Origin of the sequence: Streptomyces sp. NPDC044571 (assembly GCF_040647115.1) — a bacterium.
GTDB lineage: Bacteria > Actinomycetota > Actinomycetes > Streptomycetales > Streptomycetaceae > Streptomyces.
Window position 1 is genome coordinate 12,817 of the sequence record NZ_JBEZBN010000069.1, and the last position, 16,839, is coordinate 29,655.

Annotated in this window: 15 protein-coding genes; 7 read left to right on the forward strand and 8 right to left on the reverse strand. The window is 69.2% G+C overall.

Going from position 1 to position 16,839, the window contains the following annotated elements; all coding sequences use genetic code 11:
• Positions 1-6: 6 nt before the first annotated feature.
• Positions 7-1,179: a winged helix DNA-binding domain-containing protein gene (locus AB0B01_RS27260; RefSeq protein WP_361724386.1), complete on the forward strand. Its 1,173-nt coding sequence runs from the start codon at positions 7-9 to the stop codon at positions 1,177-1,179.
• A gap of 18 nt (positions 1,180-1,197) precedes the next feature.
• On the opposite strand, the gene AB0B01_RS27265 is transcribed toward AB0B01_RS27260, so the two are convergent.
• Both AB0B01_RS27265 and dnaB read right to left on the reverse strand, forming a co-directional pair.
• Positions 1,198-2,586, reverse strand: coding sequence for a serine hydrolase domain-containing protein (locus tag AB0B01_RS27265; protein WP_361724389.1), 1,389 nt, complete (start codon positions 2,584-2,586; stop codon positions 1,198-1,200).
• A gap of 9 nt (positions 2,587-2,595) precedes the next feature.
• Positions 2,596-4,053, reverse strand: a complete 1,458-nt coding sequence (gene dnaB / locus AB0B01_RS27270) for a replicative DNA helicase (RefSeq protein ID WP_361724421.1) — start codon at positions 4,051-4,053, stop codon at positions 2,596-2,598.
• A 451-nt stretch (positions 4,054-4,504) separates the two neighbouring features.
• Here dnaB and AB0B01_RS27275 point away from each other — a divergent pair, with 451 nt between their 5' ends.
• On the forward strand, positions 4,505-5,842 hold the full coding sequence (locus tag AB0B01_RS27275) for an MATE family efflux transporter (RefSeq protein ID WP_361724392.1): 1,338 nt from the start codon (positions 4,505-4,507) through the stop codon (positions 5,840-5,842).
• Between the two features lie 113 nt (positions 5,843-5,955).
• Here AB0B01_RS27275 and rplI read toward each other — a convergent pair whose 3' ends face one another.
• The 4 genes from rplI to rpsF all read right to left on the reverse strand — a co-directional run bounded on the left by rplI (position 5,956) and on the right by rpsF (position 7,651).
• The gene (gene rplI / locus AB0B01_RS27280) at positions 5,956-6,402 is read right to left on the reverse strand and encodes a 50S ribosomal protein L9 (protein ID WP_030292603.1); all 447 of its coding nucleotides are present in this window, start codon (positions 6,400-6,402) and stop codon (positions 5,956-5,958) included.
• 18 nt (positions 6,403-6,420) lie between these two features.
• On the reverse strand, positions 6,421-6,657 hold the full coding sequence (rpsR, locus tag AB0B01_RS27285) for a 30S ribosomal protein S18 (protein ID WP_005315025.1): 237 nt from the start codon (positions 6,655-6,657) through the stop codon (positions 6,421-6,423).
• 43 nt (positions 6,658-6,700) lie between these two features.
• Positions 6,701-7,288 carry a single-stranded DNA-binding protein gene (locus AB0B01_RS27290; protein WP_361724395.1) on the reverse strand — a complete coding sequence of 196 codons (588 nt, stop codon included), beginning with the start codon at positions 7,286-7,288 and terminating at the stop codon, positions 6,701-6,703.
• 72 nt (positions 7,289-7,360) lie between these two features.
• Complete coding sequence (gene rpsF / locus AB0B01_RS27295; protein ID WP_004950685.1) at positions 7,361-7,651, reverse strand: 30S ribosomal protein S6; 291 nt, start codon at positions 7,649-7,651, stop codon at positions 7,361-7,363.
• 252 nt (positions 7,652-7,903) lie between these two features.
• On the opposite strand from rpsF, the gene AB0B01_RS27300 reads away from it, so the two are divergent.
• The 3 genes from AB0B01_RS27300 to AB0B01_RS27310 all read left to right on the forward strand — a co-directional run bounded on the left by AB0B01_RS27300 (position 7,904) and on the right by AB0B01_RS27310 (position 10,579).
• Positions 7,904-8,227 (forward strand): hypothetical protein, encoded by a 324-nt coding sequence (locus tag AB0B01_RS27300; RefSeq protein ID WP_361724397.1) that lies wholly within the window; start codon positions 7,904-7,906, stop codon positions 8,225-8,227.
• 132 nt (positions 8,228-8,359) lie between these two features.
• Complete coding sequence (locus AB0B01_RS27305; protein ID WP_361724400.1) at positions 8,360-9,478, forward strand: peptidoglycan bridge formation glycyltransferase FemA/FemB family protein; 1,119 nt, start codon at positions 8,360-8,362, stop codon at positions 9,476-9,478.
• 69 nt (positions 9,479-9,547) lie between these two features.
• Positions 9,548-10,579, forward strand: coding sequence for an alanine racemase (locus tag AB0B01_RS27310; protein WP_361724403.1), 1,032 nt, complete (start codon positions 9,548-9,550; stop codon positions 10,577-10,579).
• A 28-nt stretch (positions 10,580-10,607) separates the two neighbouring features.
• Here AB0B01_RS27310 and AB0B01_RS27315 read toward each other — a convergent pair whose 3' ends face one another.
• The gene (locus AB0B01_RS27315) at positions 10,608-12,068 is read right to left on the reverse strand and encodes a glycosyltransferase 87 family protein (RefSeq protein ID WP_361724406.1); all 1,461 of its coding nucleotides are present in this window, start codon (positions 12,066-12,068) and stop codon (positions 10,608-10,610) included.
• A gap of 81 nt (positions 12,069-12,149) precedes the next feature.
• Positions 12,150-14,723, reverse strand: coding sequence for a transglycosylase domain-containing protein (locus AB0B01_RS27320; RefSeq protein ID WP_361724409.1), 2,574 nt, complete (start codon positions 14,721-14,723; stop codon positions 12,150-12,152).
• Positions 14,724-14,997: 274 nt separating this feature from the next.
• On the opposite strand from AB0B01_RS27320, the gene AB0B01_RS27325 reads away from it, so the two are divergent.
• Both AB0B01_RS27325 and AB0B01_RS27330 read left to right on the forward strand, forming a co-directional pair.
• The gene (locus AB0B01_RS27325; RefSeq protein WP_356845631.1) at positions 14,998-15,600 is read left to right on the forward strand and encodes a helix-turn-helix transcriptional regulator; all 603 of its coding nucleotides are present in this window, start codon (positions 14,998-15,000) and stop codon (positions 15,598-15,600) included.
• 49 nt (positions 15,601-15,649) lie between these two features.
• The gene (locus tag AB0B01_RS27330; protein WP_361724412.1) at positions 15,650-16,732 is read left to right on the forward strand and encodes an inositol-3-phosphate synthase; all 1,083 of its coding nucleotides are present in this window, start codon (positions 15,650-15,652) and stop codon (positions 16,730-16,732) included.
• Positions 16,733-16,839: the final 107 nt, after the last annotated feature.

The following is a 16,839-nucleotide window of genomic DNA, read 5'->3' on the forward strand; positions in this document are numbered from 1 at the left end:
GGAAAGATGAGCGCCCTTCCCCTCATCACGGTCGCCGAGCGCCGCAACCGGCTCGGCCGTCGCCACCGTCTGGCACCCTCGGCTCACGCCGACGCGGTGTCCGAGGTGGCGGACGCGGTGGTCGCCCTGCACGCCACGGACGCGGCGACCGTCTTCCTCTCCGCCCGTGCCCGGCTGGCGGAGGGCGGCCCCACCGTGATCGAGAAGGCGCTGTACGAGGACGTCAGCCTCGTCCGGCTGCTCAGCATGCGCAACACCCTGTTTGCCGTCTCCACCGACCTCGCGCCGTACGTGTACGCCTCCACCGCCCGCGGCGTCGCCCTGAAGGAACGGCGCACCCTGCTCAAGCACCTTCAGGAGGACGGCCAGGGCCTCGACGCCGACTGGCTCGCCCGGGCCGAAACAGCCACGCTCGACGCCCTGGATACGGGGGGCCCTGCCACGGGAAGCCAGCTCTCGGCCGCCGTACCGGCCCTCCGCCGGAAGATCACCGTTGGGCGGGGCAAGAAGTACGAGACCGAGACCGGCGTTGCCACCCGCGTCATCCGCCTGCTGGCTGCCGACGGCAGGATCCGCCGGGACCGGCCGCGCGGATCCTGGACCTCCAGTCAGTACCGCTGGGTGCACACCGAACCCTGGCCAGCCGTCCCCGCCGCCGAAGCCCGCGCCGAGATCGCCCGCCGCTGGCTCCGCTCCTATGGGCCGGCCACCGAGGCCGACCTCACATGGTGGACCGGTTGGACGCTCACCGACGTCCGCAAGGCCCTCGCTGCCGTCGGGCCGGATCAGGTCCGCCTGGAGGACGGCACCCTCGCTCTCGTCAGCCCCGGGGACACCGGGTCCGTATCCGCTCCCGAGCCCTGGGCCGCCTTCCTCCCCGGCCTCGATCCCAGCAGCATGGGCTGGGCGGACCGAAGCTTCCACCTGGACACCGCCCACCGGAGCGTCCTCTTCGACTACGCCGGCAACATCGGTCCGACCGTCTGGTGGAACGGGGAGATCGTCGGCGGCTGGGCGCAGCGTGCCGACGGCGAGATCGTCTGGCGGCTGCTGGCCGACCGCGGCCGCACCGCCGAGGAGGCGATCACCGCCGAGGCCGCCCGCCTCGGCCGGTGGGTGGGCGACGCCCGTATCACCCCGCGCTTTCGCACCCCGTTGGAGCGGGAGCTCACCGCCTAGGCAGCCGACGGCGCGGCGTCACCGGCCGATGCCGCGCCAGCCCTGCGGGTCCACCCCGCCGGGCACCGGTGCCTCGGGGTCGTAGGGTTCCCGCGTGAACACGAACGACCCCAGGTCGAGGTGGCTCACGGAACCGTCCGTCCGCCGTACAGCGCGCAGCGTCTCGCCCGCGTAGTAGCCCGCCAGGCCCCGCCAGGTACCGTCCAGCTCCGCCCTGAAACGGGCGGCACGCCCCGGCGCGCCCACCGGACCCAGGTGCAGTAGCCCGTCGGCGGTCAGCCGCACGAGGTGCGGGGCCGTACCCCAGTACCAGGGGCCGCACAGGTCCAGCTCCACCGGATGCTCTTCGGGGAACGGCTTCCACGGCTCGGGGATCCGCGGCTCCGCGTCCGCCACCAGGTTCAGCAGGTCCATGGCCACCGTCGCGGCCGGCAGGCCGGAGGTGCAGTTCGCCAGTACGACGGCCGCAAGGTCGTCCGCCTCGCTCATCCACAGGCCTGCGACGAAGCCCGGCAGCGAGCCGCTGTGCCCGACGAGCCGGCGCCCGCGGCTCTCCGCCAGCTGCAGCCCCAGCCCGTATCCCAGGTCGGCGAAGCCGGGCTCCGGGGGAGCCGCCGAAGTTCGCATCTCCCGCACCGTCGCCGCGCCCAGGACCTGCTCGTCACCCCGGAGCAGGAACCGGGCGAACCGCGCCAAGTCCTGAGTGGTCGACCAGAGTTGACCGGCCGCAGCCATCAGACCCAGGTCCTGCGCCGGCTCGGGCATCATGAGGTCCGCCCACGGGTGCACGGCCCACCCGCCGGCGTGCGGGGCCTGCGGCTGCGCCGTCGTCCGGTGCAGCCCCAGCGGCTCCAGCACCTCGGTCCGCAGCACCTCTTCCCAGGGCTTGCCGCGCACGGCTTCCACGAGTGAACCCAGCAGGGTGTAGCCCGGGTTGGAGTAGTGGTGGCGCTGCCCGGGCTCGAAGCGGAAGGGCTCCTCCCCCAATACGTCCCCGAGCTCCGTACGCTGGGCACCCGGAGTCCGCTCCCACCACTCGCCGGGAGTCTCCGCCGCCAGGCCCCCCGTGTGCGCCAGGAGTTGTCCGACGGTCACCTCGCCGGCCCCGGTCCCCGGCAGGTGCTTCTCCAGGGGATCCCCGAGCCCCAGCAGGCCCTCGTCCCGCAGGCGCATCACGAGAACGGCCGTGAAGGTCTTGGTGATCGAGCCGATCCGGTACTGCACGTTCCCGTCCGGCCCGTGCCCCTCGACCGAGGTCCGGGAGCCCTCCCAGACCACCGCACCGTCCCGCAGGACCGCTGCCACCACCGAGGGCGCCCGGCCTTCGCTCTGGGCGACGGCAATCCGGTGCCGCAGCGCGCGCCGCGTGGCAGGGAGTAGTTCCAGTTCTTCAGAGTGGGCATCCATGCCCGGATGCTACGTGTTGGCCATGTCCACGAACCTCGAATAATGGCCCTGGAAGGCGACCGTGATCGTCGCCGTCGGGCCGTTGCGGTGCTTCGCCACGATCAGGTCGGCCTCGCCCGCGCGGGGCGACTCCTTCTCGTACGCGTCCTCACGGTGCAGCAGGATCACCATGTCGGCGTCCTGCTCGATCGAGCCCGACTCACGCAGGTCGGAGACCATCGGCTTCTTGTCGGTGCGCTGCTCGGGACCACGGTTCAGCTGGGACAGCGCGATCACGGGGACCTCAAGCTCCTTGGCCAGCAGCTTGAGGTTTCGGGACATGTCCGAGACCTCTTGCTGGCGGCTCTCGGGACGGCGCGAGCCACCCGACTGCATCAGCTGGAGGTAGTCGATGACGACGAGCGAGAGGTCGTTGCGCTGCTTGAGGCGCCGGCACTTGGCCCGGATCTCCATCATCGACAGGTTGGGCGAGTCGTCGATGTAGAGAGGGGCAGCGGAGACGTCCGGCATCCGGCGGGCGAGCCGGGTCCAGTCGTCGTCCGTCATCGTCCCCGACCGCATGTGGTGGAGCGCCACCCGCGCCTCGGCGGACAGCAGGCGCATCGCGATCTCGTTGCGCCCCATTTCGAGCGAGAAGATCACGCTCGGCAGGTTGCTCTTGATGGAGCAGGCCCGCGCGAAGTCCAGGGCGAGCGTCGACTTGCCCATGGCGGGACGGGCGGCAATGACGATCATCTGGCCCGGGTGCAGGCCGTTGGTCAGCGAATCGAGGTCCGTGAAGCCGGTCGGGACACCGGACATCTGGCCGCTGCGGGAGCCGATCGCCTCGATCTCGTCGAGCGCGCCCTCCATGATGTCGCCCAGCGGCAGGTAGTCCTCGGAGGTCCGCTGCTCGGTGACGGCGTAGATCTCGGCCTGGGCGCTGTTGACGATCTCGTCGACGTCGCCGTCCGCCGCGTATCCCATCTGCGTGATCTTCGTACCGGCGGCGACCAGGCGGCGCAGGACGGCCCGCTCGTGGACGATCTCCGCGTAGTACTCGGCGTTCGCCGCGGTCGGTACCGACTGGACCAGGGTGTGCAGGTAGGAGGCCCCGCCGACCTTGCTGATCTCACCGCGCCTGGTCAGCTCGGCGCCCACCGTGATCGGGTCGGCCGGCTCGCCCTTGGCGTAGAGGTCGAGGATCGCCTGGTAGATCGTTTCGTGCGAGGGCCGGTAGAAGTCGTGGCCCTTGATCACCTCGACCACGTCGGCGATCGCGTCCTTGGACAGCAGCATGCCGCCGAGCACGGACTGCTCCGCGTCGAGGTCCTGCGGCGGAACGCGCTCGAACCCGCCGCCGTCCCAGGAGCCGCCCTCGCGACCCCGCTCGTGCTGCTCGTCCCTGCGGTCCCGGCCCTCGCTGCCGCGGCGGGAACGGGCGGGCAGACGGTCACCCGGACCGCTGTCGGCCCAGGGGTCGTCCAAGGGCTCGGGCATGCTCACCGGGCCGCCTCCTCCCGTCCGCAACGCGGACCTTGCCGTGCGACAGTTTCTACGACACGGCTCTGACATTCGGGACGCCCGGACCGGCTGTGGGCGAGCCGGGCAACGCACAACGGTAGGCCCGGGAGCGACGTCAGCCAATCTTGTTATCCACAGGCTGTGTGGATGAGATGTGGATGACGGAGCGAATGCTGTGGGTAAGTCCCCGGAAGCTGTGCACGGACCGGGGGACGACGCTGTGGACAAAATCACCCGGCGACCCCCTGCACCCCTCTGACCTGCTGTTTCCCTCTCCACGCCCTGTGGGTCGAAATTTTCTTGGCGCCAGGTTCGAGTTCGCCTCCAATGGGGTGCCCAGAACGTCGCAGCGGGTGTCTGAGTAAGGACCAGTCATGCCTTGTGTCTATTACCTGTGGAAGATTAGATTGGACTCATGACCCAAGCCCTCGTCCCGCCGGAGGCTGCCCCGAGACGGCACGACCGGGAGATACTCGCGCTCGCCGTCCCGGCCTTCGGCGCGCTCGTCGCGGAGCCCCTGTTCGTCATGGCCGACAGCGCCATCGTGGGGCACCTCGGCACTCCCCAACTGGCCGGCCTCGGCATCGCCGCGGCTCTGCTCACCACCGCCGTGAGCGTCTTCGTCTTCCTCGCTTACGCCACCACTGCGGCCGTGTCCCGCAGGGTCGGAGCCGGCGATCTGCAGGCTGCCATCCGCCAGGGCATGGACGGCATCTGGCTCGCCGTTCTGCTCGGTACGGCCGTCGTCGCTGCGGTCGTACCCACGGCGCCCGAACTCGTCGCACTGTTCGGAGCCTCCGACACCGTCGCCCCCTACGCGGTCACCTATCTGCGGATCTCGGCCCTCGGCATCCCGGCCATGCTCATGGTCCTCGCCGCCACCGGCGTCATACGCGGCCTCCAGGACACCCGGACCCCGCTCTATGTCGCCGTGGGCGGCTTCGCGCTCAACGCGGGCCTCAACGCCGGCCTCGTCTACGGAGCCGGCCTGGGCATCGCCGGCTCGGCCTGGGGCACGGTCATCGCCCAGTGCGCCATGGCAACCGTCTACCTCGCCGTGGTCGTCCGAGGTGCCCGCAGGCACGGGGCATCCCTGCGGCCCGACGCGGCAGGCATACGGGCCTGCGCCCAGGCCGGAGTACCCCTGCTCGTCCGCACCCTGTCCCTGCGCGCCGTTCTGATGCTCGCGACCGCGGTCGCGGCCCGTCTCGGCGACGCGGACATCGCCGCCCACCAGATCCTGCTTTCGCTCTGGAGCCTGCTGGCCTTCGCCCTGGACGCGATCGCCATCGCCGGGCAGGCCATCATCGGCCGCTACCTCGGCGCCGGTGACACCATTGGCGCCAGGGCCGTCTGCCGCCGCATGGTGCAGTGGGGAATCGTCTGCGGCGTCCTGCTGGGCGCCCTGGTGGTCGCCGCGCGTCCCCTGTTCATCCCGCTCTTCACGAGCGACCAGGCGGTCGTGGACGCCCTGTTGCCCGCTCTGCTCGTGGTGGCCGTCGCCCAGCCGGTCGCCGGGGTCGTGTTCGTGCTCGACGGGGTCCTGATGGGCGCGGGCGACGGCCGCTACCTGGCGTGGGCCATGCTCATCACCCTCGCGGTCTTCACCCCGGCCGCTCTGCTCGTCCCCGTCGTGGGCGGCGGTCTGACCACCCTGTGGTGGGCGATGACGGTGATGTTGCTGGTCCGGATGGTCACCCTCCAGCTCCGCGCCCGCTCGGGCCGGTGGCTGGTCGCGGGGGCGACCCGCTGAGCGCGAGGCGCTGTTTCACGTGAAACAGCGCCCGCGGGAGCCATGTTTCACGTGAAACAACGAGAACGACGAAGGGCCGCACCCCACAGGGTGCGGCCCTTCATGCGCAGCACTTAGGCGGCGACAACCTCGACGCCCACGTTCGCGGCGACCTCGGCGTGCAGACGCACGGAGACCTGGTACGAACCGAGGGTCTTGATCGGGGCAGCCAGCTCGACGCGGCGCTTGTCGACCTTCGGACCACCGGAAGCCTCGATCGCCGTGGCGATGTCGGCCGGGGTCACGGAGCCGAAGAGGCGGCCGGCGTCACCCGAGCGGGTGGCCAGACGGACCTTCGTGCCCTCAAGCTTGGCCTTGACCTCGTTGGCCTGCTCGATGGTCGCGATCTCGTGGATCTTGCGGGCGCGGCGGATCTGCGCCACGTCCTTCTCGCCACCCTTGGTCCAGCGGATCGCAAAACCGCGCGGGACCAGGTAGTTGCGAGCGTAACCGTCCTTGACGTCGACGACATCGCCGGCGGCACCGAGGCCAGAGACCTCGTGGGTCAGGATGATCTTCATTAGTCGGTCACCCTTTCCTTATCGCGCGGTGGACGTGTAGGGCAGCAGCGCCATCTCACGGCTGTTCTTCACGGCCGTGGCGACGTCACGCTGGTGCTGCGTGCAGTTGCCGGTGACGCGGCGGGCACGGATCTTGCCGCGGTCGGAAATGAACTTCCGCAGCATGTTCGTGTCCTTGTAGTCCACGTACGCGGTCTTGTCCTTGCAGAACGCGCAGACCTTCTTCTTAGGCTTGCGCACAGGCGGCTTCGCCATTGTGTCTCTCCTGTGTGATCAAGAAGTTTGGATGCGGGCTTCCCTAGAAGGGAGGCTCGTCCGAGTAGCCACCGCCGGAACCGCCGGAGCTTCCGCTCCAGCCGCCCCCGCCGCCCTGCTGCTGGCCGCCGGCCGGCGCGCTGGACGCCCACGGGTCGTCGGAGGGAGCTCCGCCGCCCTGGGGTGCGCCGCCGCTGGGGGCTCCGCCCCAGCCACCGCCGCCGCCCTGCTGCTGGCCGCCGCCGTACCCGCCCTGGCCACCGCGACCGGTGGTCTTGGCGACCTTGGCCGTGGCGTTCTTCAGGCTGGGGCCGACTTCCTCGACGTCCAGCTCGTAGACCGTGCGCTTGACACCCTCACGGTCCTCGTACGACCGCTGCCTCAGCCGGCCCTGCACGATGACGCGCATGCCCCGCTGGAGGGACTCGGCGACGTTCTCGGCCGCCTGCCGCCACACCGAGCAGGTCAGGAACAGGCTCTCGCCGTCCTTCCACTCATTGGTCTGACGGTCGAAGGTGCGGGGGGTGGACGCGACACGGAACTTCGCGACCGCCGCACCCGAGGGGGTGAAGCGCAGCTCGGGGTCGTCGACGAGATTGCCGACGACCGTGATGACGGTCTCGCCTGCCATGGGTGAACCTCTCGGCGGGGATTGCTGCTGGGCTGCTGTGCTACTCGGTCCCGATTACCGCTGAACCGGAGTTCAGTGGGTCTCGGGGCGAAGGACCTTGGTCCGGAGAACCGACTCGTTCAGGTTCATCTGTCGGTCAAGCTCCTTGACGACCGCAGGCTCGGCCTGAAGGTCGATGACCGAGTAGATGCCCTCGGGCTTCTTCTTGATCTCGTAAGCGAGACGACGACGGCCCCAGGTGTCGACCTTCTCGACCTTTCCGTTGCCCTCACGGACGACGGAGAGGAAGTTCTCGATCAGCGGGGAGACAGCGCGCTCCTCGAGATCGGGGTCGAGGATGACCATCACTTCGTAGTGACGCATGTGGAACCCACCTCCTTTGGACTCAGCGGCCACGGTCGTTCCGTGGCAGGAGGGTCGTGATGCGTACGCACGGTGCCCACAGAGCAGACACCGCGCAGACCGTACAGACTACCTGCTCGACTCCTTCCGGTTGAAATCCGGCAGGAGGAGGCCACACTCTGTATGCATCGGGTGTGCGCGGTGCTATGTCCCCGGCTCTGCTGCGGGTGTCCACCGCAGCACCGCTCTGCTCAGCCAGGAGGTGCCTTTCCGATGGCACAGGCAATGCGTCGCCAGCCCTCGTCCCAGCCGATCTCCCTCTTCTCGACCGACGGCAAGCCCCACCCCCTGCAGGACACCCTGCTGGCGGTCACTCTGGTCCTCGGTGCCGTGGCGTTCATCACGGCGTTCTTCCACAACCTTCATCTGCTCAGCTCGTGGACCGGGCTGATCGGAATCCTGACCGGCGCGTACGGACAGTTCATCTCCGCCACGACACGCGAGCGCTTCGCACTGATCATCGGCCTTGGCGCCTCGGCCTTCGGCTTCTTCCTCGGTATGGCGCACGGCGGCCTCTTCGGAGGCTGGCTGGGCTGACCGGGGCTCCTCCGCGACAGGGCGCCGGCCCGCCACGGGGCCGGGGCACAGCCCGTCCCCCAGAAGGGTGGCGCCCTTGTCGCAGTAGGCTTCGCGCCATAGCCAGCGAAGCCGCCGGAGGAGACGCCCCGCATGAGCCTGTCCCTGAGGACCATCAGCCGAGAGCAGCATCTGGGATACCTCCAGAGCCTGCCCTCGGCGAGCCACTGCCAGGTCCCGGCGTGGGCCGACGTGAAGAACGAGTGGCGGTCCGAGAACCTCGGTTGGTTCGACCAGAACGATGAACTCGTCGGCGCCGCACTGGTGTTGTACCGGCAGCTGCCCAAGGTGAAGCGGTACCTCGCGTACCTCCCCGAGGGGCCGGTCATCAACTGGTACGCCCCGAACCTGGAGGAGTGGCTCCAGCCGATGCTGGCGCACCTCAAGCGGCAGGGCGCCTTCACGGTGAAGATGGGGCCGCCCGTCGTCATCCGTCGCTGGAACGCCGCCGCCATCAAGGCCGGCATCCAGGACCCCGAGGTCAAGCGCCTGCGCGATGTGGAGGCCTCGCACATCGAGCCCCGCGCCTTCGAGGTGTCCGACAAGCTGCGCCGGATGGGCTGGCAGCAGGGCGAGGACGGAGGCGCCGGCTTCGGCGACGTACAGCCCCGCTACGTCTTCCAGGTGCCGCTCGCCAACCGCTCGCTGGACGACGTCCTCAAGGGCTTCAACCAGCTGTGGCGCCGCAACATCAAGAAGGCCGAGAAGGCCGGCGTCGAGGTCGTCCAGGGCGGCTACGAGGACCTGCCGGTGTGGCAGGAGCTGTACGAGATCACGGCCGAGCGCGACAAGTTCCGCCCGCGGCCGCTGAGCTACTTCCAGCGCCAGTGGACGGCCCTCAACTCCGAGGACCCGAACCGGATGCGCCTCTACATCGCCAAGCACGAGGGGGAGCCCCTGGCCGCCGCCACGATGCTCACCGTCGGCCAGCACGTCTGGTACTCGTACGGCGCGTCCGCCAACCACAAGCGCGAGGTGCGGCCTTCGAACGCGATGCAGTGGCGGATGCTGCGCGATGCGTACGCTCTGGGTGCCGGCGTGTACGACCTGCGCGGCATCAGTGACACGCTGGACGAGAACGACCACCTGTTCGGCCTGATCCAGTTCAAGGTCGGCACGGGCGGCGAAGCCGTCGAGTACGTCGGCGAGTGGGACTTCCCGCTCAACAAGATGCTGCACAAGGCGCTCGACATCTACATGTCCCGTCGCTGACCTGCCGCCGCACCCCACCACACCGCACCGCTGCACACGCAGCTTTTTCGAGAGAGGCTCCGGACGGGCATGGCGCTCACGCTCTACGTCGACACCGCGCGCTGGCGTGCGCACCAGAAGCAGGTCCAGGACCAGTTCCCCGGACTGATCCCGGTCTGCAAGGGCAACGGCTACGGCTTCGGCCACGAGCGGCTGTGCGAGGAGGCGACCCGGATGGGCGCCGACATCCTGGCCGTCGGGACGACGTACGAGGCCGCCAGCATCAAGGACTGGTTCAGTGGCGACCTGCTCGTCCTCACCCCGTTCCGGCGCGGTGAGGACCCGGTGCCGCTGCCGGACCGGGTCATCCGCTCGGTGTCCTCGCTGGACGGGGTCCGCGGCCTGGTCGGTGCCCGCGTGGTCATCGAGTGCATGAGCTCGATGCGCCGCCACGGCATTTCCGAACAGGACCTGGGCCAGCTCCACTCGGCGGTCGAGGACGTCCGGCTGGAGGGCTTCGCCCTCCACCTGCCGCTGGACCGGCCGGACGGCTCGGACGCCGTCGAAGAGGTCATCGGCTGGATGGACCGGCTGCGCGCGGCCCGGCTGCCGCTGCACACCATGTTCGTCAGCCACCTGCGGGCCGAGGAGCTGGCGCGACTGCAGCAGCAGTTCCCGCAGACCCGCTTCCGCGCCCGGATCGGCACCCGGCTGTGGCTGGGTGACCACGAGGCGACCGAATACCGCGGCGCCGTCCTGGACGTCACGCGCGTCACCAAGGGCGACCGGTTCGGCTACCGCCAGCAGAAGGCGGCTTCGGACGGCTGGCTGGTCGTGGTCGCGGGCGGCACCTCGCACGGTGTGGGCCTGGAGGCACCGAAGGCCCTGCACGGGGTGATGCCCCGCGCCAAGGGTGTCGCCCGGGCGGGTCTGGCCACCGTCAACCGCAACCTGTCGCCGTTCGTGTGGGCGGGCAAGCAGCGCTGGTTCGCGGAGCCGCCGCACATGCAGGTCTCGATCCTGTTCGTGCCCTCGGACGCGCCGGAGCCGAAGGTCGGCGACGAGCTGGTGGCGCACCTGCGGCACACCACCACCCAGTTCGACCGGGTGCTGGACGCCTGATCCGCCCGGGACGGGCGCGAGGCGCCGGTCAGTCCCGGGGGGCCGTCCCCCACTCGACCCGCTGTCCCTGCGAGGGCGCCGCATCCTGCGGCGCCCTCGCGGCGTCGGACAGCACGAAGACGTCCTCGGCTCCGTCGAGCACGCCTCCGGAGGGGTCGTCCGAGCCGTCACGGCGTACGACGTCCCGGTCGGGCAGCAGGATGTCGCGTACGACGACCGCGCACAGGTAGAGGGTCGTCAGCAGGTGGGCGGCGATGGCCAGCTGGTAGCCCTCCACCGGCAGGCCCTGGTGCTTGTCCCCGCTGGTCGTGTAGGCGAGGTACAGCCAGATCCCGAGGAAGTACGCGACCTCGCCGGCCTGCCAGATCAGGAAGTCGCGCCAGCGGGGCCGGGCGAGCGCCGCGAGCGGGATGAGCCACAGCACGTACTGCGGCGAGTAGACCTTGTTGGCCAGGATGAAGACGGCCACGACGAGGAAGGCCAGCTGCGCGAAGCGCGGGCGCCGCGGGGCGGTCAGCGTGAGCACGCCGATGCCCGCGCACAGCAGCAGGGTCAGGCCGGTCGCGTAGGTGTTGGCATCCTCCAGGGGGTTCCCGGAGCGCTGGGAGATCAGCAGCCATACGGATCCGAAATCGATCGGGCGTTCCTGGCTGAAGGTGTAGAACTTCTTCCAGCCGTCCCAGGCGGGGATCATGACGGGCAGGTTCACCACGAGCCAGGAAAGGGCCGCCCCGAGCACGGCGGAGCCGAACGCCCTCCACTTCCCGGCCCGCCAGCAGAGCACGAACACCGCCCCGAGCAGCAGGACCGGATAGAGCTTGGCCGCGGTGGCCAGGCCGATCAGAATGCCGAAGAGCAGCGTGCGGCCGCGCGACCACATGAGCATCGCGGCGGCGGTCAGGGCGATCGCCAGGAGGTCCCAGTTGATCGTCGCGGTGAGCGCGAAGGCCGGAGCAAGGGCGAGGAGCAGCGCGTCCCAGGGCCGGCGGCGGTGGGTGCGGGCCACGCACACGGCGATCACCGCGGCGCAGGCCATCAGCATGCCCGCGTTGACCATCCAGTACATCTGCTCGCGGTGCTGCATGCTGCCGCCGCCGGGGGTCAGCCAGGAGGCCACCTGCATGAAGAGCCCGGTCAGCACCGGGTATTCGAGGTACTCCATGTCGCCGGGCAGCCGGTCGAAGTAGGGAGTGAGACCGTCGGCGAAACCGCGCGCGACGAACAGGTGCGGGATGTCGGAGTAGCAGGCGTGCGTGTACTGCGAGCCGGCTCCGCGGAACCACGCCCAGTCGTAGCAGGGCAGCTTCTGGACCATGCCCAGCGCGAACATGCCCAAGGCCACGAGGACCACCACGCGGACAGGGTTCAGCCAGTGTCCGCCCGTCCGGGCGTAGCGGCCCAGCGGGCCGCCGATGAGCTCGCTCCCGGCCGCGGCGACCTCGTCCTGCTGGGTGGGCAGTACGGGCCGGTCCTCGTGCACCTTCGTCATGGGCTCATCCTGCCGTACCGGGCCGGGCATGGGGGAGGGCCGCCGCAACGGGTGCGACGGCCCTCGTCGGAGCGTGTCGGGCTAGCCCGACGTGCCGAGGCTGCTGCCCCAGCCGGTGCCGCCCGGGCGGCCGGGTTTGCCCGAGCCGGTCGGTGACGGCGAACCCGTGCCCCCGCCCGTGGGAGTGCCGGTGGGATCCGGCACGCAGTACAGGTCCCACGGCTTGCAGGACGGCTTGCCGCCCTTGGACGGGGTCGGGCTGGGAGACGGAGACGGGCTCATCGAAGGCGACGGGGACGCCGAGGGCGAGACCGCGGCGGAGGGGGTGGGGGAGGGGGCCCCGGAGGCGTCCGCGGTGACGCCGATGGGGTCCGCCTCGGGGAAGTCGGTGACCGGGGCGTCCTTGAGCGCGTCCTTCATGTACGTGGTCCAGATCGCGGCCGGGATGTCACCACCGTGGATGGAGTCGATGCCGCCCACGCCGTTCATGGAGATCAGCTTCTTGTCCGCCGAGTTCGGGTCGGTGCGGAACAGGGTGACCGAGGTGGACAGCTCCGGGGTGTAGCCGACGAACCAGGCCGACTTGTTCTGGTCGGTGGTGCCGGTCTTTCCGGCGGCGGGGCGGTTGAGGCCCAGCTTCTTGACCTTGGTTCCGGTGCCGTTCTCGACGACGTTGCGCAGGACCTTGGTGATGTTGTCGGCGATGGAGCTGTCCATCGCCCGCTCTTCCTTGGGGGCCTCGAAGCCGGGCACCGTGTTCCCGTCCTTCTCGACCTTGGTCACGGAGAACGGCTCGTGGTGGGTCCCGGAGGCGGCGAAGGTGGCGTACGAGTCGGCCATGCGGATGGCGCTCGGCGTCGAGGTGCCCAGCGCGAACGAGGCGTTGTTGTTCGGGTCCATCGAGTCCTTGAGGATGCCCGTGGACTCGGCCACCTGCCGGACCTTGCTGTGGCCGACGTCGAAGACGAGCTGCGCGAACGGCACGTTGATGGACTTCTCCATCGCCTCGTTGAGGGTCACGTACCCGTAGGCGGTGGTGCTCTCGTTCTTCTGCCGGAACGGCTTGCCGTCGGAGCCCAGCAGCGGCTTGCCGTCGCGGTTGTTGATCACCGTCAGGTCGTTGGCGTTGTACTTGCTGTCGGCCGAGATGCCCTTGCCCCGGGAGTTCTGGGTGCCGTACTCCATGGCCGCCGCCAGCACGTACGGCTTCCAGGTCGAGCCGACCGGGACGCCGGTGGTGTTGGCGTTGTTGCTGAAGTACTTCTTGTCCATGCCCGGGCCGCCGTACAGGGCCACGATCGCCCCGCTCTTGACGTCCACCGAGGCAGCGCCGAACTGGACGAAGGTGTCGTACTCGGGGCGCTTCTTCTCGTCGAGGAAGTCGTTGCGGGTCTCCTCGACGGCCTTGGACAGGGCGTCCACTTTCGACTTCTGGAAGGTGGTGTGGATCTGGTAGCCACCCCGGGCCATCTGCTCGGGGGTGAGGTGGGCGACCTTCATCACGTACTGCTTGGCCGTCTCGACCAGGTAGCCGGTCTGGCCCGCGAGGCTGCGGGCCTGCTCGGAGTCGACACGGGCCGGGAAGTCCTTGTACTTGTCCCGCTCGGACTTCTCCATCCGGCCGACCGCGACCTCGCGGTCCAGGACCCAGGCCCAGCGCAGCCGCGCCCGCTTCTCGTTCTGCTCGGGAGTGGCCGCGGTGCCGATGCCGCCGTCGGGGTTGTAGAGGTTCGGGCCCTTGAGGACGGAGGCGAGGAAGGCGCTCTCGGACGGATTGAGGTCCTTGCAGTCCTTGCCGAAGTAGGCCCGGGCCGCCGCCTGGATGCCGTAGGCGTCGCGACCGTAGTAGGCGGTGTTGAGGTAGCCCGCGAGGATCGTGTCCTTCTCCTCGTACACACCCAGCTTTATCGAGATGAAGAGCTCGGTGACCTTCCGCTTGAGCGTCTGGTCGGAGTCCAGGTACGTGTTCTTCACGTACTGCTGGGTGATGGTGGAGCCGCCCTGGGTGGAGCCGCCCTTGGCCATGTTCCACACGGCGCGGGCGATGCCCATCGGGTCGACGCCCTTGTCCGTCTCGAAGGACTCGTTCTCGGCGGCGATCACGGCGTTGCGCATCGACTTGGGGATCTGGTCGATGGGGACGATCTGGCGGTTCATGGAACCGCCGGTGGCGACCATCTGCGCTCCCGGCCGGCCGCCCTCGTCCGCCCAGTAGAAGACGTTGTTCTGCGCCTGGGCAGCCAGGTTGGGGTCGGGCGTGTTCACGGCGGCGATACCGATGCCGGCGCCGGCCGTGATGATCGCGAAGAAGCCCAGGGCCGTGCCGCCGACGAGCTTCCAGGAAGGCAGGAAGCGCTTCCAGCCCTCCTTGTCGGAGCGCGGGTAGTTGATGAACCGGTTGTCCGGGCGGCCGGTTCCGCCTCTGCCACCCGGACCCGTGCCGCGTCCGCGGCCTGCGGGTCCTCGTTGGGCGGCCCGGCGGGCCTCGGCGCGGCTGCCGTGGCCGGGCCGCGCTGCGTAGGGTCCGCTGGGTGACGCGGTCGGGACGTCCCGTGCGGGCCCGGCGCCCCGGCCGGGGCGCTGCTGGGCGGCCCGGCGGGCCGCGGCGCGTCCGCCACCTTCGGGCTGCGGCGGTTTGCGGCGGTGCTCGCTCATCGAACGACTACTCCTCGGGCAGGCGAGTGGCCTGGAAGCGGCAGGTGAGTTCCGGTTCCCCCCGTTGTCATGGCGCACAGACTACGCACGCCCAAAACCCGAACAGTGCCGAAGTTCACCCCAAATCAGGCAAGTCGCCTCGTACGAATTGGTGATGTGACGCCGGTCACCAGATCGCCACTTGTCGCCGGAGACGGGTCGTTCTATCGTCTGGATGTATCGAGCCGATACATCAGCTCGGTATAAAGACTCAGGGGCGAAGGAGGGCAGGCGGATGAGCAGGCGCTCAGGCATCCTCGAATTCGCCGTCCTCGGCCTGCTTCGCGAATCCCCCATGCACGGCTACGAGCTGCGCAAGCGGCTCAACACCTCGCTGGGGGTGTTCCGGGCGTTCAGCTACGGAACGCTCTACCCCTGCCTCAAGACGTTGGTCGCCAACGGCTGGTTGATCGAAGAGCCGGGCAACGCCCCGGAAGACGCTCTCGCCGCTTCACTCGCAGGGCGCCGCGCCAAGATCGTCTACCGGTTGACGGCAGCAGGTAAGGAGCACTTTGAGGAGCTCCTGTCCCACACCGGCCCCGAAACCTGGGAGGACGAGTCCTTCGCCGCCCGCTTCGCCTTCTTCGGTCAGACCGAGCGAGAGGTGCGCATGCGGGTACTGGAGGGCCGCCGCAGCCGGCTGGAGGAGCGCCTGGAGAAGATGCGCGCCTCGCTCGCCCGGACGCGGGAGCGCCTCGACGACTACACGCTTGAGCTGCAGCGGCACGGCATGGAGTCCGTGGAGCGCGAAGTGCGCTGGCTGAACGAGCTCATCGAGAGCGAGCGGGCGGGACGGGATCGGAGACGATCCGGTCCGCCCGACGAAACTGCAAAGTGAGGCCTGCATCTCGCAGGCCTCGTCCGAGAACAAACAGGGAGCAACCGGAATGGGTTCGGTTCGCGTAGCCATCGTCGGCGTGGGCAACTGCGCCGCCTCGCTGGTGCAGGGCGTCGAGTACTACAAGGACGCCGACCCGGCGGCCAAGGTCCCCGGTCTGATGCACGTCCAGTTCGGCGACTACCACGTGGGTGACGTCGAGTTCGTCGCCGCGTTCGACGTCGACGCGAAGAAGGTCGGCCTCGACCTCTCGGACGCCATCGGCGCCAGCGAGAACAACACCATCAAGATCTGCGACGTCCCGAACAAGGGCGTGACCGTGCAGCGCGGCCACACCCTGGACGGCCTGGGCAAGTACTACCGCATGACGATCGAGGAGTCCTCCGAGGCCCCGGTCGACGTGGTCCAGGTCCTCAAGGACCGCGAGGTCGACGTTCTCGTCTGCTACCTGCCCGTCGGCTCCGAGGACGCGGCGAAGTTCTACGCCCAGTGCGCCATCGACGCCAAGGTCGCCTTCGTCAACGCCCTCCCGGTCTTCATCGCCGGCACCAAGGAGTGGGCCGACAAGTTCACCGAGGCCGGTGTCCCGATCGTCGGCGACGACATCAAGTCCCAGGTCGGCGCCACCATCACGCACCGCGTGATGGCGAAGCTGTTCGAGGACCGCGGTGTCCGTCTTGAGCGCACCATGCAGCTCAACGTCGGCGGCAACATGGACTTCAAGAACATGCTGGAGCGCGACCGCCTGGAGTCGAAGAAGATCTCCAAGACGCAGGCCGTCACCTCGCAGATCCCCGACCGTGACCTCGGCGAGAAGAACGTCCACATCGGCCCGTCCGACTACGTGGCGTGGCTCGACGACCGCAAGTGGGCCTACGTCCGCCTTGAGGGCCGCGCCTTCGGCGACGTCCCGCTGAACCTTGAGTACAAGCTTGAGGTGTGGGACTCCCCGAACTCGGCCGGTGTCATCATCGACGCCCTGCGCGCCGCGAAGATCGCCAAGGACCGCGGGATCGGCGGCCCGATCCTGTCGGCCTCCAGCTACTTCATGAAGTCCCCGCCGGTGCAGTACTTCGACGACGAGGCGCTGGCCAACGTCGAGAAGTTCATCAGGGGCGAGGTCGAGCGCTAAGCGACACCTGGTCTTCGACTGTTCTTCCGCGGAGGGTCCCCGGGCAATATGCCCCGGAGGCACACCCGGGAGTTTTACCAGAACCAAAAGCAGAAGATAACGATAAT

Bases quoted from the DNA above. Each gene is read 5' to 3' on its own strand.
- AB0B01_RS27325 (WP_356845631.1), top strand. From the start codon at position 14,998: ATGAGCAGGCGCTCAGGCATCCTCGAATTCGCCGTCCTCGGCCTGCTT.
- rpsF (WP_004950685.1), bottom strand. From the start codon at position 7,651: ATGCGTCACTACGAAGTGATGGTCATCCTCGACCCCGATCTCGAGGAG.
- AB0B01_RS27260 (WP_361724386.1), top strand. From the start codon at position 7: ATGAGCGCCCTTCCCCTCATCACGGTCGCCGAGCGCCGCAACCGGCTC.
- AB0B01_RS27330 (WP_361724412.1), top strand. From the start codon at position 15,650: ATGGGTTCGGTTCGCGTAGCCATCGTCGGCGTGGGCAACTGCGCCGCC.
- rplI (WP_030292603.1), bottom strand. From the start codon at position 6,402: ATGAAGATCATCCTGACCCACGAGGTCTCTGGCCTCGGTGCCGCCGGC.
- rpsR (WP_005315025.1), bottom strand. From the start codon at position 6,657: ATGGCGAAGCCGCCTGTGCGCAAGCCTAAGAAGAAGGTCTGCGCGTTC.
- AB0B01_RS27300 (WP_361724397.1), top strand. From the start codon at position 7,904: ATGGCACAGGCAATGCGTCGCCAGCCCTCGTCCCAGCCGATCTCCCTC.
- AB0B01_RS27290 (WP_361724395.1), bottom strand. From the start codon at position 7,288: ATGGCAGGCGAGACCGTCATCACGGTCGTCGGCAATCTCGTCGACGAC.
- AB0B01_RS27305 (WP_361724400.1), top strand. From the start codon at position 8,360: ATGAGCCTGTCCCTGAGGACCATCAGCCGAGAGCAGCATCTGGGATAC.
- AB0B01_RS27320 (WP_361724409.1), bottom strand. From the start codon at position 14,723: ATGAGCGAGCACCGCCGCAAACCGCCGCAGCCCGAAGGTGGCGGACGC.
- AB0B01_RS27265 (WP_361724389.1), bottom strand. From the start codon at position 2,586: ATGGATGCCCACTCTGAAGAACTGGAACTACTCCCTGCCACGCGGCGC.
- AB0B01_RS27315 (WP_361724406.1), bottom strand. From the start codon at position 12,068: ATGACGAAGGTGCACGAGGACCGGCCCGTACTGCCCACCCAGCAGGAC.
- AB0B01_RS27310 (WP_361724403.1), top strand. From the start codon at position 9,548: ATGGCGCTCACGCTCTACGTCGACACCGCGCGCTGGCGTGCGCACCAG.
- AB0B01_RS27275 (WP_361724392.1), top strand. From the start codon at position 4,505: ATGACCCAAGCCCTCGTCCCGCCGGAGGCTGCCCCGAGACGGCACGAC.